Origin of the sequence: Ferviditalea candida (assembly GCF_035282765.1) — a bacterium.
Classification (GTDB): Bacteria; Bacillota; Bacilli; order Paenibacillales; family KCTC-25726; genus Ferviditalea; species Ferviditalea candida.
This window is the reverse complement of record NZ_JAYJLD010000031.1, coordinates 1-12,971: the sequence shown is the minus strand read 5'-3', so window position 1 is coordinate 12,971 and position 12,971 is coordinate 1. Positions and strand designations below refer to the sequence as shown.

14 protein-coding genes and 1 pseudogene are annotated in these 12,971 nt (G+C 49.0%); 1 reads left to right on the top strand and 14 read right to left on the bottom strand.

The features are described 5' to 3' along the window. Positions 1–99: 99 nt before the first annotated feature. The 5 genes from spoVT to pth form a co-directional block, all read right to left on the bottom strand. Positions 100–642, bottom strand: a complete 543-nt coding sequence (gene spoVT / locus VF724_RS16760; protein ID WP_371755390.1) for a stage V sporulation protein T — start codon at positions 640–642, stop codon at positions 100–102. A gap of 211 nt (positions 643–853) precedes the next feature. After that, entirely contained in the window at positions 854–1,936 is a 1,083-nt protein-coding gene (locus VF724_RS16755) for a peptidylprolyl isomerase (protein WP_371755389.1), read from the bottom strand. Continuing rightward, positions 1,923–5,441, bottom strand: a complete 3,519-nt coding sequence (gene mfd, locus VF724_RS16750) for a transcription-repair coupling factor (RefSeq protein ID WP_371755388.1) — start codon at positions 5,439–5,441, stop codon at positions 1,923–1,925. Before mfd ends, VF724_RS16755 begins: the two co-directional genes overlap by 14 nt. Before the next feature lie 144 nt (positions 5,442–5,585). Then, a complete protein-coding gene (gene fin / locus VF724_RS16745; protein WP_371755387.1) occupies positions 5,586–5,816 on the bottom strand; it encodes an anti-sigma-F factor Fin in 231 nt (76 codons plus the stop codon). A 116-nt stretch (positions 5,817–5,932) separates the two neighbouring features. After that, complete coding sequence (pth, locus tag VF724_RS16740) at positions 5,933–6,505, bottom strand: aminoacyl-tRNA hydrolase (RefSeq protein ID WP_371755386.1); 573 nt, start codon at positions 6,503–6,505, stop codon at positions 5,933–5,935. A 249-nt stretch (positions 6,506–6,754) separates the two neighbouring features. Here pth and VF724_RS16735 point away from each other — a divergent pair, with 249 nt between their 5' ends. After that, complete coding sequence (locus VF724_RS16735) at positions 6,755–6,955, top strand: hypothetical protein (protein WP_371755385.1); 201 nt, start codon at positions 6,755–6,757, stop codon at positions 6,953–6,955. Positions 6,956–7,017: 62 nt separating this feature from the next. Here the strand turns inward: VF724_RS16735 and VF724_RS16730 are convergent, their stop codons facing one another. From VF724_RS16730 to veg, 9 genes and pseudogenes are all read right to left on the bottom strand, one after another. Then, a complete protein-coding gene (locus VF724_RS16730) occupies positions 7,018–7,443 on the bottom strand; it encodes a 50S ribosomal protein L25 (protein ID WP_371755419.1) in 426 nt (141 codons plus the stop codon). A gap of 12 nt (positions 7,444–7,455) precedes the next feature. After that, positions 7,456–7,652, bottom strand: a pseudogene (locus VF724_RS16725) (50S ribosomal protein L25); the annotation flags it as partial. 66 nt (positions 7,653–7,718) lie between these two features. Continuing rightward, positions 7,719–9,116, bottom strand: a complete 1,398-nt coding sequence (gene glmU / locus VF724_RS16720) for a bifunctional UDP-N-acetylglucosamine diphosphorylase/glucosamine-1-phosphate N-acetyltransferase GlmU (RefSeq protein WP_371755384.1) — start codon at positions 9,114–9,116, stop codon at positions 7,719–7,721. 229 nt (positions 9,117–9,345) lie between these two features. Beyond that, a complete protein-coding gene (spoVG, locus tag VF724_RS16715; RefSeq protein ID WP_371755383.1) occupies positions 9,346–9,633 on the bottom strand; it encodes a septation regulator SpoVG in 288 nt (95 codons plus the stop codon). A 198-nt stretch (positions 9,634–9,831) separates the two neighbouring features. Beyond that, positions 9,832–10,212: a RidA family protein gene (locus VF724_RS16710; RefSeq protein ID WP_371755382.1), complete on the bottom strand. Its 381-nt coding sequence runs from the start codon at positions 10,210–10,212 to the stop codon at positions 9,832–9,834. 38 nt (positions 10,213–10,250) lie between these two features. Further along, complete coding sequence (gene purR, locus VF724_RS16705) at positions 10,251–11,090, bottom strand: pur operon repressor (protein WP_371755381.1); 840 nt, start codon at positions 11,088–11,090, stop codon at positions 10,251–10,253. 114 nt (positions 11,091–11,204) lie between these two features. After that, positions 11,205–12,059, bottom strand: coding sequence for a 4-(cytidine 5'-diphospho)-2-C-methyl-D-erythritol kinase (ispE, locus tag VF724_RS16700; RefSeq protein ID WP_371755380.1), 855 nt, complete (start codon positions 12,057–12,059; stop codon positions 11,205–11,207). A 125-nt stretch (positions 12,060–12,184) separates the two neighbouring features. Beyond that, positions 12,185–12,370 (bottom strand): small, acid-soluble spore protein, alpha/beta type, encoded by a 186-nt coding sequence (locus VF724_RS16695; RefSeq protein WP_371755379.1) that lies wholly within the window; start codon positions 12,368–12,370, stop codon positions 12,185–12,187. Positions 12,371–12,477: 107 nt separating this feature from the next. After that, a complete protein-coding gene (gene veg / locus VF724_RS16690; RefSeq protein ID WP_371755378.1) occupies positions 12,478–12,756 on the bottom strand; it encodes a biofilm formation stimulator Veg in 279 nt (92 codons plus the stop codon). Positions 12,757–12,971 lie beyond the last annotated feature (215 nt).

The window sequence follows — 12,971 nt, the reverse complement described above, 5'->3', positions numbered from 1 at the left end:
GGTTTGGCCCGCTCCCGGGAAAGCTGCGTCTTAGGGCTCGCGATGAAATTAGTTCCACTTTCATCGCGATGCCTTATGTTCTTATGTTCCGGTTATTTCTTATTGTTCCATCTGTTTGGCGAGAAAACCCGAAGCGGTTTCCGCCATTTTTTGTTCCATTTGGGCCATTTTGGCGCCCTCCGTTTTGGAGGCCAAAATAACCGATCCGATCGGATCCCCGCCGGCAATGATCGGGCTTATTACGAACGAAGTGTAGTGCTCGGTTATATCCTTGCAAAGATCGTACTGCCCTTCAGTCGTTTCCAAAACCGGCTTTCGATTTTCCATACAGCTTTCCACAATCGAACCAATCTGCTTGTCCAAATAGTCTTTCTTCGAGGCTCCCGAGACGGCAATAATGCTGTCGCGATCGGATATCATAATGATATGTCCGGTGCTTTCAAACAAGGACTCGGCATATTCCTTCGCGAAATCTCCCAATTCCCCGATTGGTGAATATTTCTTGAGTATCACTTCACCGTCCCGATCCACAAAAATTTCCAAGGGGTCTCCTTCCCGAATTCTCAAAGTCCGCCGGATTTCTTTGGGAATGACGACCCGTCCTAAATCATCGATGCGACGAACAATTCCAGTTGCTTTCATTCTTCATGCTGCCTCACTTTCCATAGAAGTATTGTACCCCTGGATATTGACGATTCGAAACAGTAACACTTTGCATCTCGAAGTTGACCGATTTCTGACCATAGTATTCTTCTGTTCCCAGTTTCTTATACACCCCCGCCGCCCGGCGCAAAAAAACCCGGTCCAAACGGGCCGGGTAATGTATGGGCTGAATGATTGCGTGTTCACCAAATTATTTGCTTGCGGTTTCCTGAGGCTTTACCTGTCCGTCCGATTTTGCCGGAGCGTCCGCAGCCGAGGGCGCGGGTGTCGGCGTTTCCGCCGGCAAATCGACTTTTGTAATGATCCCCGGAAGATCCTTCTGCATGAAGTCGGAGAAATAAGCCTGTACCAACTTATCCCGAACCTTGCTCTTAACATCTTCAAACTTGTTGGAATTACGCCATTCCACCTTCATGATGTGGTAACCGAACTGGGTTTCCACCGGATCGCTGATTTGGTTCAGCGGCAGATCCAATGCAGCCTGGCGGAATTCGGGAACCCAGGAGTCAATATTCGCTTCCTTGTATTGTCCGCCGTTATCCTTGGAACCGGGGTCGTCGGAATATTCCTTGGCCAGCGCCGCAAAATCCCCGTTATTCTTCAATTTGGCTTCCACTTCCTTGGCCCTGGCCAGAGCCTGCTCCTTCGTCCGGAGATCTTTGCCGTTCTGATCCTTAAGGGCAATCAGAATATGATCCACAGTAGCTGTATCGACATAAGCTTGTTTGTCCGCCTGGATATCCTTGTCATACTGTTCCTTCAGTTTGTCATCAGGAAACTTCCGGTCCAGCATGTCGCTCAGCGCAAATCTGACCCTCATATACTCTTGCAGGTCCTTTTCCGTGATTTTTAGCTCTTTCAGCATATCCTCAAACTTCTTTTTATTATCCGCATTCGTATTGATCGATTCTTTCAAGCTTTTCATTTGATCTTCCGATTTTTGATCGGCGTTCTTCTTGATCTCATCGCTTGCGCCCGCAGTCAAATATTGAAAAGCGATATACTGATCAAGCATATCCTTTTTGAATGTGGGGCTGGATTCCAGCATTCCGTAATAGGGAGACATATTAAAAAATTTATTCGCTCCCAAAAAAGCATTAAGCTGATCTTCCGTAACCTGTCCGCCTTTATAAGTGGCGACCACCTTGCCGGAGGCTTGTCCTTCCGAAGCCTGTTTTTGTCCGCAGGCAGTCAACAGGGAGACGGTCAGGAACGCGATCATCAAACCCTTGATCCATCGGAATCCGCGTCGTTTGGAATTACTGTGCAACATTTTGTAGTTCCCCTTTCGGTTTAATCACCTCATTATATTGTACCAGGAACCTTTCAAGCAAATCTATGGATTCTTCTGGCTTCAAACCTTTGATACCGAAAGAGAGTTGAATATGCGGTCCGTTGAGAAACTTCACCCGGGTGCCGATGTCTTTCGTGATCGCAAACAGCTTCTGGCCATCGATCAGCTGATTCTGGCTGTCATGAATACTGAGTAGAATTTCATCCCCTTTTTGCGAAATGGAGAGGATGCCGTAACGGTTGCCGTATACCTTCAACCGGCCGACTGCCAGCAAATTGTTGACAGCCTGCGGCAAATCGCCGAAGCGATCCACCAATTCTTCCCGCAGATCCTCCGCATCTTCCAAGCTTTTAATGCTCGCGACTTTTTTATAAACTTCAATTTTTTGCATATTATCGTAAATGTAATCGGAGGGCAGATAGGCATCCAAGCTGAGATCGATCTGTGTCGTTATTTCAGCAGGCTCTGCCTCCGGCTCGTTCTCCATTCCTTTTTTCAGTTTTCCGATTTCTTCGGCGAGCATTTGGGAGTACAGGTCAAAACCGACCGAGGCGATAAATCCATGCTGTTCCGCCCCCAGCAGATTGCCGGCTCCGCGGATGCTCAAATCCCGCATGGCAATTTTGAAACCGGAACCCAGTTCCGTAAACTGTTTGATGGCCTGCAGCCGTTTCTCGGAAACTTCGGAAAGCACTTTATCCTTTTCATAGGTAAAATAGGCATACGCGATTCTGTTCGACCGGCCGACCCGACCGCGCAGCTGATAAAGCTGGGAAAGACCCATTTTATCCGCATCGTGTACGATCAGCGTATTGACATTGGGAATGTCGACGCCGGTTTCGATGATCGTCGTGCTTACCAGCACATCGTACTCCCCATCCAGAAAATCAAGGATGATCCGTTCCAGCTCCTGTTCGGGCATTTGACCGTGAGCCACGGCTACCCTGGCGTCGGGAACCAGCTCGGATATTCTTTCCGCCATCTGATGAATCCCCTGAACGCGATTAAACAAGTAATAGACCTGTCCGTTCCGGGCCAATTCCCGTTCGATCGCCTCGCGTACCAAAGCGTTGCTGTATTCAACCACGTAGGTCTGCACCGGAAAGCGGTTCTCCGGCGGAGTTTCGATGACTGACAGATCGCGTACACCGAGCATGGACATGTGGAGCGTTCGCGGAATCGGCGTGGCTGTTAATGTGAGCACATCCACATTGGTTTTCAATTTCTTCAGCTTTTCTTTGTGAGAAACCCCGAACCGCTGCTCTTCATCGACAATCAGCAGCCCCAGATCCTTAAATCGGATATCGCTTGACAACAGCCGGTGCGTGCCGATGACAATATCGGCAGTACCGTTCTTGATCGCTTTAATCACTTCCAATTGTTCCTTCTTGCTGCGGAATCGGCTCAACACCTCAATCCGGATCGGATAGCCGGCAAACCGTTCCCGGAACGTTTCATAATGCTGCTGGGCAAGAATCGTCGTCGGGACGAGAACCGCCACTTGCTTGGATTCGATAGCCGCCTTGAAAGCGGCCCGGATCGCCACTTCCGTCTTGCCGTAGCCGACATCGCCGCACAGCAGCCGATCCATCGGACGGCTCAGCTCCATGTCCTTTTTGATCTCCTCGATGGCCCGCAGCTGATCCGGCGTTTCTTCATAAGGAAACATGCTTTCAAATTCCTGTTGGTAAGACGTGTCCTGGCTGAACGTGAATCCCGGTGAGGATTGTCTCTTAGCATACAATTGAATCAGATCCTCGGCAATATCTTTGACCGATGACCGGACTTTGTTTTTGATTCTCGCCCATTCCGCGCCGCCCAGCTTGTAAAGCTTGGGCTCCTTTTCATCGGATCCGACGTATTTCTGCACCATATCAATCTGATCGATCGGGACGGAGAGTTTGTCTCCACCGGCATAAAGGATATGAATGTAATCCTTATGAATTCCGTTGATTTCCAGGGTGCCGATGCCGACATACTTGCCGATCCCGTGGTTGACATGCACCACGTAGTCCCCGACCTTCAGATCGAGGTAGCTTTTGATCCGTTCGGCATTCTCAAGCTTCCTGTCCGGCTTTCTGACCTTCCTTTGCTTTTGAGTGAACAGTTCCCCTTCAGTAATGACCGACAGCCGAACCGACGTCAATTCGAAGCCGGTTTGGAGATTCCCATCGATCAAAGTCGGTACATCGATCTGATAGTCCTGCAGCACCCTGCGTACCCTTTCCACCCGATCCGCTCCGTTGGCCAGCACCATTACCTTCGTGCCCGATTTTCCCCAGCGCTCCATTTCGGCCTTCAGCACATGCATTTGACCGTGGAAATTTTGCATCGCCCGGCACATGAAATTTACGATGTTCTGCGGCTGTGTCTGCGGCACTTGGCGCAGAAACAAGGAAAGATACAGCTTTGGAAACGGGGTATGGGGAAGCAGGGAACCATAGTTTTTGGAAAGGGCAAATGCGGGTAGAAATTTGCCTTCCTGCAGCAGATAGGTGGTCGTCTCCGCCTCATCCCGCTCCATTTGTCTGGACGTTTCCTGCAGACGGATCGGTTCATCCAAGACTAGAATGCTGTCTTCCGGAATATAGTCGAGCAATGTCTGCCTTTCCGGATACAAGAAAGAAATATATTTAAAAATCTCTTGAAAATAGATTCCTTCCCGCAGCTGCTCAATTTCGCCGGATAAGGTCTCCAGAAGCTTCTCTTTGGCCTTGCGGTCGCTCATTTTGGCCAACTGCTCCTGCAAACGTTCGTACGTATGCTGCGCCGCATTCTCAAATCGGCGGCGATCGGCGATGATTTCCTTGCATGGGGTGACCGTTACCGATTGGCATTTCTCCATGGAGCGCTGATCGGAAGGATCAAAAGTGCGGATCGAGTCTACCTCTTCATCAAACCATTCGATTCTGTATGGAGTCGGAGAGGTCAACGGAAAAAAGTCGACAATGCCTCCGCGAACACTCATTTCCCCCTTATTTTCGACCCGTTCCACTCTTTCATAACCGATTTCGCATATCCTCGAGACAAAGCTGTCCAATGGGAACGAATCCCCGACGGCAATCCTGATTTGCGCCTCGGCGATCATTTGTTTGGATGGCAGGAACTTGCGGACTCCGGCAAATGGAACGACGACGATTCCGCGAAAACCGTTGGCCAGCTTAGACAGCACTTCAATGCGCTGGGAAAGCGTTTCCGGACTGGAGATTGCCGCTTCGGCAATCAGCAGTTCATTGGCCGGGTAGAGCAGTACCTCTGTCAGTGCGCATTCATTCAGGTCTTCGGCAATTCTTTGGGCCGAAAACATATTGTGGGTAATCACAACAATTGGCCGCTGCAGCTCCCTGTATAATGAAGCCATCAGTACCTGACGCGAAGAACCGGCCAAACCGGCAATCATCTGTTCTTTCATTCCCGCGCGAATACCGGATACAATGGAAGCGAAATCGGCATCCTCCGAGAATGCCTGAAGCAATTGATCCATTTTTATGACTTTTCCCCCTTTTGCATCGAAAGAAATCAACAATTGAACGAGCAGCAATAATCTCTGGCTTATTTGGAAGCAATAGGAAATAAGCCTCGGCAAACCAGCCAAGGCTACTGTATCTGGCGGAAGTTTAGTAAAATTTCATTGGAGCGGATTGACCAGCAGTGACAGTTCCGGGTAGTTGTCCAGAGCTTCTTTGCAATAATCGCAAACGACTTTGACCGTCATGCCGCCATCCTGATTATAGGATATTATATCCCTACGTTCCTCCGGGGTCAAGAAATGAAACCCCAGTTCCTCTTCGCTAATTAAGGGTTTCTCAATTTCTCCAATGGTCGCGTGACAATGACGGCAAATATATTTTATTGACATTTGTATGCCCCCTGGCAGGATGTTATGCTCTTCATTATGCCCATTTTACGCCAGGATTAGCCGCATATCTTGAAAATTTACTTCCGCTTAAAAATAAATTCAATTGTTCAATATATTCACTCGCCCGCGCGCGCGTTGAATTTGGCCATGACTTTTTCAAAAGGATCTTTCATGGTCTGTTCCAAGGCATCGCATGTCAGCTCAAGAACCTGCTTCAATGTCTCGCGTTCCGATTTGGGAAAAGGAGACAGCACATAATTGGCGATGTCCCAATCAGGCCCCGGACGAGAGATCCCGATCCGAATCCGGTTAAATTCCTGAGAGCCGATGTGCTGAATAATCGATTTGATCCCGTTATGTCCGCCGGCGCTTCCTTTGAGTCGAAGGCGGATCTGCCCCAAGGGCGTATCCAAGTCATCATAAACGACAATCAAATCTTCAGTTTGCGCCTTAAAAAAACCCCGGTAAGCGGCAACCGACTCTCCGGACAGATTCATAAACGTCTGCGGCTGAAGCAGCACGGCTTTTTCCCCGTTGACCGTTCCTTCACCGAGCCGTGCGTTAAATCGGTTTTGTTGAAAGGAAATACCCCACCTTTCGGCCAATCGGTCAAGCGCCATAAATCCGACGTTATGCCTGGTGTCCGCATACCGGCTGCCGGGATTCCCGAGACCGACGATCCATTTCAAACTTCTCTCCCCCATTCCCCTACAAAGGTTATGCCGAATTTTTCAAAGTAGACGTCCCCTGCCATTTTCATGACACCGGCAGGTGATGAAGAATGGCGCGCGATGCATCCTTGAAGAATTCACATTTATACTGAAAGCGGGATACTTCCGCTTGTGTCTTTTTTTCAAGATAGTGAAACGATTTGATAATGTCAATTGTCATAATTAGAAACCGAGGACAAGCCAAAATTGCCAAGTAGGTGATGAAAAATGTATTTGAATGGTCAGGTTTTGACGGAAGACCTTCATTTTTGGGATCATTATGAACACCGTGTGCCTGTCCAAATTTATTTGGAGAAGCAGCACAACGACATCGGATTTGTCGAAGCCATTACGGCGTATTATATCAAAATCAACAATGTCTACTACAGACGCGAATTTTTTACCTTTATTTCCAGACCCGGTTATTAAATGATAGCAACAAAAAAAACCGTAAGGGCTACTTTCGTTGCGAAACGCAGCCCTTAAGGCCTCTATTCCGTTTGCAACGGTTTAGCCTCATCCTTCTCCGCCAATCCGGGTTCACCTTCGTCCGCCGCTTCAGCTTCCGGCTCAAGCGTCTCTTCCTCGCGAGGCGTAAGAATAGTGGCAATGACTTCCTCAGGGTTTGTTACGATTTTAACACCTTCCGGTGCGCTAAGATCGCCGGCCAGCAGATGTCCTCCCAAATCAAGCGAGCTCATGTCGGCTTCAATGGCAGAAGGGATCCTCTGAGGAAGCGCCTCGACTTCGATTTCATGCATCTGTACCTGAAGAATCCCGCCGTGCTCCACCCCCGGAGAATGGCCTGAGTAATCGATTCGAACCGTCGTTTTGATGGGTTGGTTTAAGTTGATCTCGCGAAAATCGACATGCAGAATCTCCCTGTTAAGAGCATCCCGTTGAATCTCTCTGATCATAACCGGTCGACTGCCCTGATCCGGCACTTCCAATTCAATGATCCGGTTATCGTCGCTTTTGATCAGCGCAATTCCTTCATATCGACTGCGATCGGCGTCGCTGAAGCCGACTTCCCATAAACGACCGCGGGAATCTTGCCGTTCTCCCGCAAGCTTCTTAACGACGATTTTGTTGCATTTTCCCTTTTGTTCGCTTGCAGACGCACCATGCAAAGAAACCTCCTTGATTTCATTGTTATTACTTTGCCCCAAATCAGGAGGTTTCTAAACCTGAATCACGGTTTCTCTTCGTTGTTCCGGACTTTAATCCGATTTCGCATTTTTTCCGCATAACCCGGTTTATTGATTTGCCGTTCCCTGGCTATGGCCAGATCATTCTCGTCAACATTATGGGTAATGGTAGAGCCGGCGACGACGTAAGCGCCTTTGCCTATCCTGACAGGCGCGATCAGGTTCACATTGCTGCCGATGAAGGCGCCGTCCTCCACTTCCGTCAGATGCTTGCGGTATCCGTCGTAGTTGACCGTAATGGCTCCGCAGCCGACGTTGACATCCTTGCCGATTTTGGCATCGCCTACATAAGCCAGATGGGAAACCTTCGAACCGCTAGCGATGCTGGCGTTTTTGATTTCAACAAAATCGCCGATTTTAACTTCGCTGCCAATGTTCGAGCCCGCCCGCAGATAGGCAAAAGGACCGACGGAGCTGCGGTCGCCCACTTCCGCTTCTTTCAGGACCGACTGCTTCACTTGGACACCGTCGCCGATCCATGAATCGGAAATCTCCGAATTCGGACCGATGACACAATCCCTTCCGACCACCGTATTTCCGCGCAGCCAAGTGCCGGGATACAGCACCGTGTCTTCTCCGATCCGCACACTCCTATCAATGTATGTCTGCTCCGGATTGATCATCGTGACTCCGTTGCGCATATGATCCAAGTTGATGCGTTCCCGCATCAGCTTCTCCGCAACCGCAAGCGCCGCCCGGTCGTTGACTCCATGCGCCTCATTCGGGTCGGCCAAACCGTATCCCTCAACCCGCTCGCCCTGCTCGTTCAATATACGGATGACATCGGTCAAGTAATATTCGTTTTGGGCATTATGATTATCCACTTTGGCCAGTGACGCGAACAGCTTGCGATTGTCGAAACAGTATGTGCCCGTATTGATTTCCCGAATCCGCCGCTCCTCTTCCGAGCAGTCCTTTTCTTCCACGATGGCCGTTACGTTCCCCGTCGCATCCCGGATGATCCGGCCGTAACCGTGCGGATCGGCCATGCTGGCTGTCAGGACAGTCGCGGCGGCTTTCCGGCTCCCGTGCCATTCGGTCATCGAACGCAGCGTCTCTTCCCGGATTAACGGAGTATCGCCGCAAATGACGATCGTTGTGCCGTCCTCATTCTCCAATAACTCTTTGGCCTGCAGCACGGCATGCGCCGTTCCCAACTGTTCGGCTTGAAGCGCATATTCGACGGATCCGCCCAAATAGGACCTTACCGCTTCCGCTCCATGACCGACCACCACAATAATCTTCTCGGTGTTCATGCTCCGTAGCGTGTCGGTAACATGCCCAACCATCGCTTTCCCGCAAACCGGATGCAGCACTTTATAAAGCTTTGATTTCATTCGTTTTCCTTGTCCGGCAGCAAGGACCACTGCCATGATCTGCATGAAAAGCCTACCTCCTATCTTGAAAATTGAATGCCTTTGAAAAAATCAATTCAATGTGAATACTTCGGGGACGCTAACGCGCCATTGTCATCGTCCGTTGGCGCTGTGAAAACGGCATGGACGTCTACCGGGAAATTTGACGACTAAATCGAATATATCTTACTTTACACAAAAAGAAAAGGAGCCAAAGAGCGAGGCTTTGGTCCTTTTCTTGTCATTCCGCCGGCGATTAAGCTCCTTCTTCTATTACTTCTTCCTCCGCTAATTCCGCATTTTCATATTCCGCCAAAACAGCCGTTTGAATCTTTTCCCTTGTCGCAGAGGAGATCGGATGGGCAATGTCACGAAATTCTCCATCGGGAGTTCGTTTGCTGGGCATTGCCACAAACATGCCGTTGTTCCCGTCAATCACGCGAATGTCATGAACAACAAACTCGTTATCAATGGTAATTGAGGCAATAGCCTTCATGCGTCCTTCGGAGTTTACACGGCGGAGTCTCACATCAGTAATTTGCAATTATGTCACCACCTTTTCCAATCAAAAGACTTGGTGATATATTCCACAAAACATTCATTAATTCCTTCTTTTTTTTGTAAAGTTTATTATTTTTTTACCACTTAGGACACGCAACGAAATTAGTTGTCACTTTTGCCGGCCGAGGTTCAAGCTGCTTGATTGATCTTTGTCTTTTCGAAGTTATTTCACCGCGATGCCTTAACCTTTAACAGCAATTAATTCGATTTCGATCAGCACATCCTTGGGCAGCCTTGCCACCTCTACCGTCGAGCGGGCCGGCTTGTGATCCCCGAAATGAGAGGCGTAAACTTCATTAACCGCGGCAAATTGATTCATGTCTTTGATGAATACCGTAGCTTTCACCACATCCTGAAATCCGGCTTCCGCCGCTTCAAGAACGGCCTTCAGATTTCGGAAAACCTGCTGCGTTTGCTCCACGATTCCTCCTTGGACCAAATTCCCCTCCGCATCCAAAGGAATCTGTCCTGAAGTAAAAATAAACGAACCCGCCCGAACGGCTTGAGAGTACGGACCGATTGCGGACGGCGCCGCAGAAGTAGCAACGGGTTGAATTTGCATAAACAAACCTCCTCTTGAAATTTCCTCTAAAAAATAATTCAATGTGAACCGGATATAGTGAAATAATTTCCCGGTTGAACAGCAATCTGTCTGTTCTTCGGATCGATGCCGGAAATTTTGGCCAGAGAAATATATTCATGGACCAATTGTTCCGCAGGTTCGATTTCTCCGGATTCGACGAACACGCCGACACCCAAAACGGTGGCCTGAAACTCTTGAAGCAGATCCATCATACCCCGAATCGTCCCGCCCGCCCGCATAAAATCATCTACGATAAGTACCTTTGCATTTGCTTCCAGAGCCCTGCGGGCCAGCGACATCGTATGGATCCGCTTGCTGGAGCCGGAAACATAGTTGATGCTTACCGCGGATCCTTCTGTTACCTGATGATCCCTGCGCACGATCACCACAGGCAGGTTGAGATAGGAGGCAATCGCATGAGCGATCGGGATTCCTTTCGTTTCGACGGTCATCACGACATCCGCTTTCAGATCCGCGAATACGGATGCAAACATTCTTCCGATGGCATGCAGGATGGCCGGCTGCCCCAGAACATCCGACAAATACAAATAACCGCCCGGCAAAACCCGCTCAGGCTGCGAGAGCTGGGTGCAAATCGAGCCGATGATGTCAAGCGCGCTGCTGCGGGAAAGCTTGGGGATATATTTGACTCCCCCTGCCGCTCCGGCCAATGTATGCAGTTCCCCGTTGCCCTCAGTTTCGAATACTTCCTTGATAATCGCCAAATCCTCACTGATGGAAGACTTCGCTGAGTTGTATTTTTCCGCAAAAACCGTCAATGGAATTAGAACATGGGGGCGTTCAAGCAAATACTGCGTCATCTCCACCAATCTTGAACTTCTACGGAATTTTTTCACATGCACCCCCCCATCGCACATCAAATATGTAAAACACGAACAATATAAAGTAAATATATCATCTTTATACGGTTTTTATCAACAAGGGCCGCAATCAACCGGCCCATCGCCCCGTTATGTCAACAATCGTACGGGATACACCTGTTTGCAAAACCCGCGAAGACCGTTGTAGATTCTCGGTATTTTCGATTCCTTGGAAACCAGGCCGAAAACCGTCGGCCCGCTTCCGGACATCAATACTCCCTCGGCACCCAAGCGGATCATCGATTCCTTCAGCTGACGCACCTCGGGATACAGTTCCATCGTGACTTCTTCAAGCACATTGCCCAGCGATTCGCACAGCTTGTCAAAATTCTTTTGTTCAATCGCCTGAATCACATTCCGGGTCGGAGGATGATGCTTTATTTGATCCGCCCGCAATTTTCCGTAAATTTCCGAAGTGGATACGTTTATTGGCGGTTTGGCCAGAACAACCCAGCATTGAGGCGGCGAACCGATGGCTTTCAGCTTTTCACCCCTTCCCGTGGCAACCGCTGTCCCTCCGGTCAAGCAGAATGGAACATCCGATCCCAATTCAGCTCCCAGGATCGAAAGCTCGTCCATCGGAATGTTGAGCCCCCACAGTTTGTTCAAGCCGCGCAAAACCGCAGCCGCATCGCTGCTGCCCCCGGCTAGTCCCGCTGCGACCGGAATTTTTTTGTCCAGATGAATGTATACGCCCTTTCGAACGTCATAGCGCTCTTTCATCAGCTTTGCAGCCTGAAACGCCAAATTCTTATCATCCAGCGGTAAATACGTGGCCTGGCTAGAAATAATAATCGTATCCCTCGGAAGTTCTTCCAGTTCCAAATGATCCGCCAAATCAACCATCGTCATGACCATTTCCACTTCATGATAACCGTCATTTCTTTTATGAAGCACGTCCAGTGATAGATTGATTTTTGCCGGCGCTTTTTCCCTGATTCTCATCATTCACCCTCAACTGATTTAGTATTCGATCTTAAAGAGGTTTTTCTATACTATAACAAAAAAATGCCAAAAAGCTAAAGCGAATTTGCGCTTTAGCTTTTTGGGGCGAAATTTCGGAAAATCCACTAACGCTTCGTCCGGCCTGCGGCTGACTGCTCAGCGATCTGAATCGCCCTTTTTACCAAGTTGCCGGCATCCTTCGTCGTGATTCCTCCCCAGCCATCCTTTTGGACAGTATCATAAATCCCCAGATCCTTGGCAAGCTCCGTTTTGAATTCATCCGACATGATTCCACGTCTTCTGCGGCTCATCCGGCCTCTGACAGCCTCCTTTCGTTGAGGATACTTATATTATGTGAAGCCGCAAAAAAAGAAATGCGGCAGTAGGCCTCAGCCTCTGCCGCTGTATCGGTGTGTTATCAAACCGGCACATACGTGATTCGAACTTGTCCGTCATCATTACATACTGTAACTTCAACGGATTCGGTAAGTATGTCCGCATAGCTATAGGAAACCCTTTTGAACGAATGCTGCTGTTCCTGGTCTAACTTAACAATGAAAACAGAAGGGTAGGTTTCTTCCAGAATACCGGTTCTTTCAATGGTCTTTCGTCTGCCGCCGTTTGCTTTCAAGAGAATTTTGCGGCCTACATAGGCATCCAAACTGCGTTTGATTTCCAATAGCGCATTCTTAGCCATCGCCAACTACCACCTCTTTCCTTGTCAATTATAGCTTAAACAGAGGCGGTATGTCAAACTAAGTTTATAATTATAACAGGTAGCAAAAGACATTGTCAACGGTATATCTCACAGGGTGTCGTTGTGCTGTGATAATGTCACCCTGTAACTGTTCTGAGATAATGTCACTATGGGACAGGAGACATTGACATTGACTAGAGCAGAGTTGAAAAAGG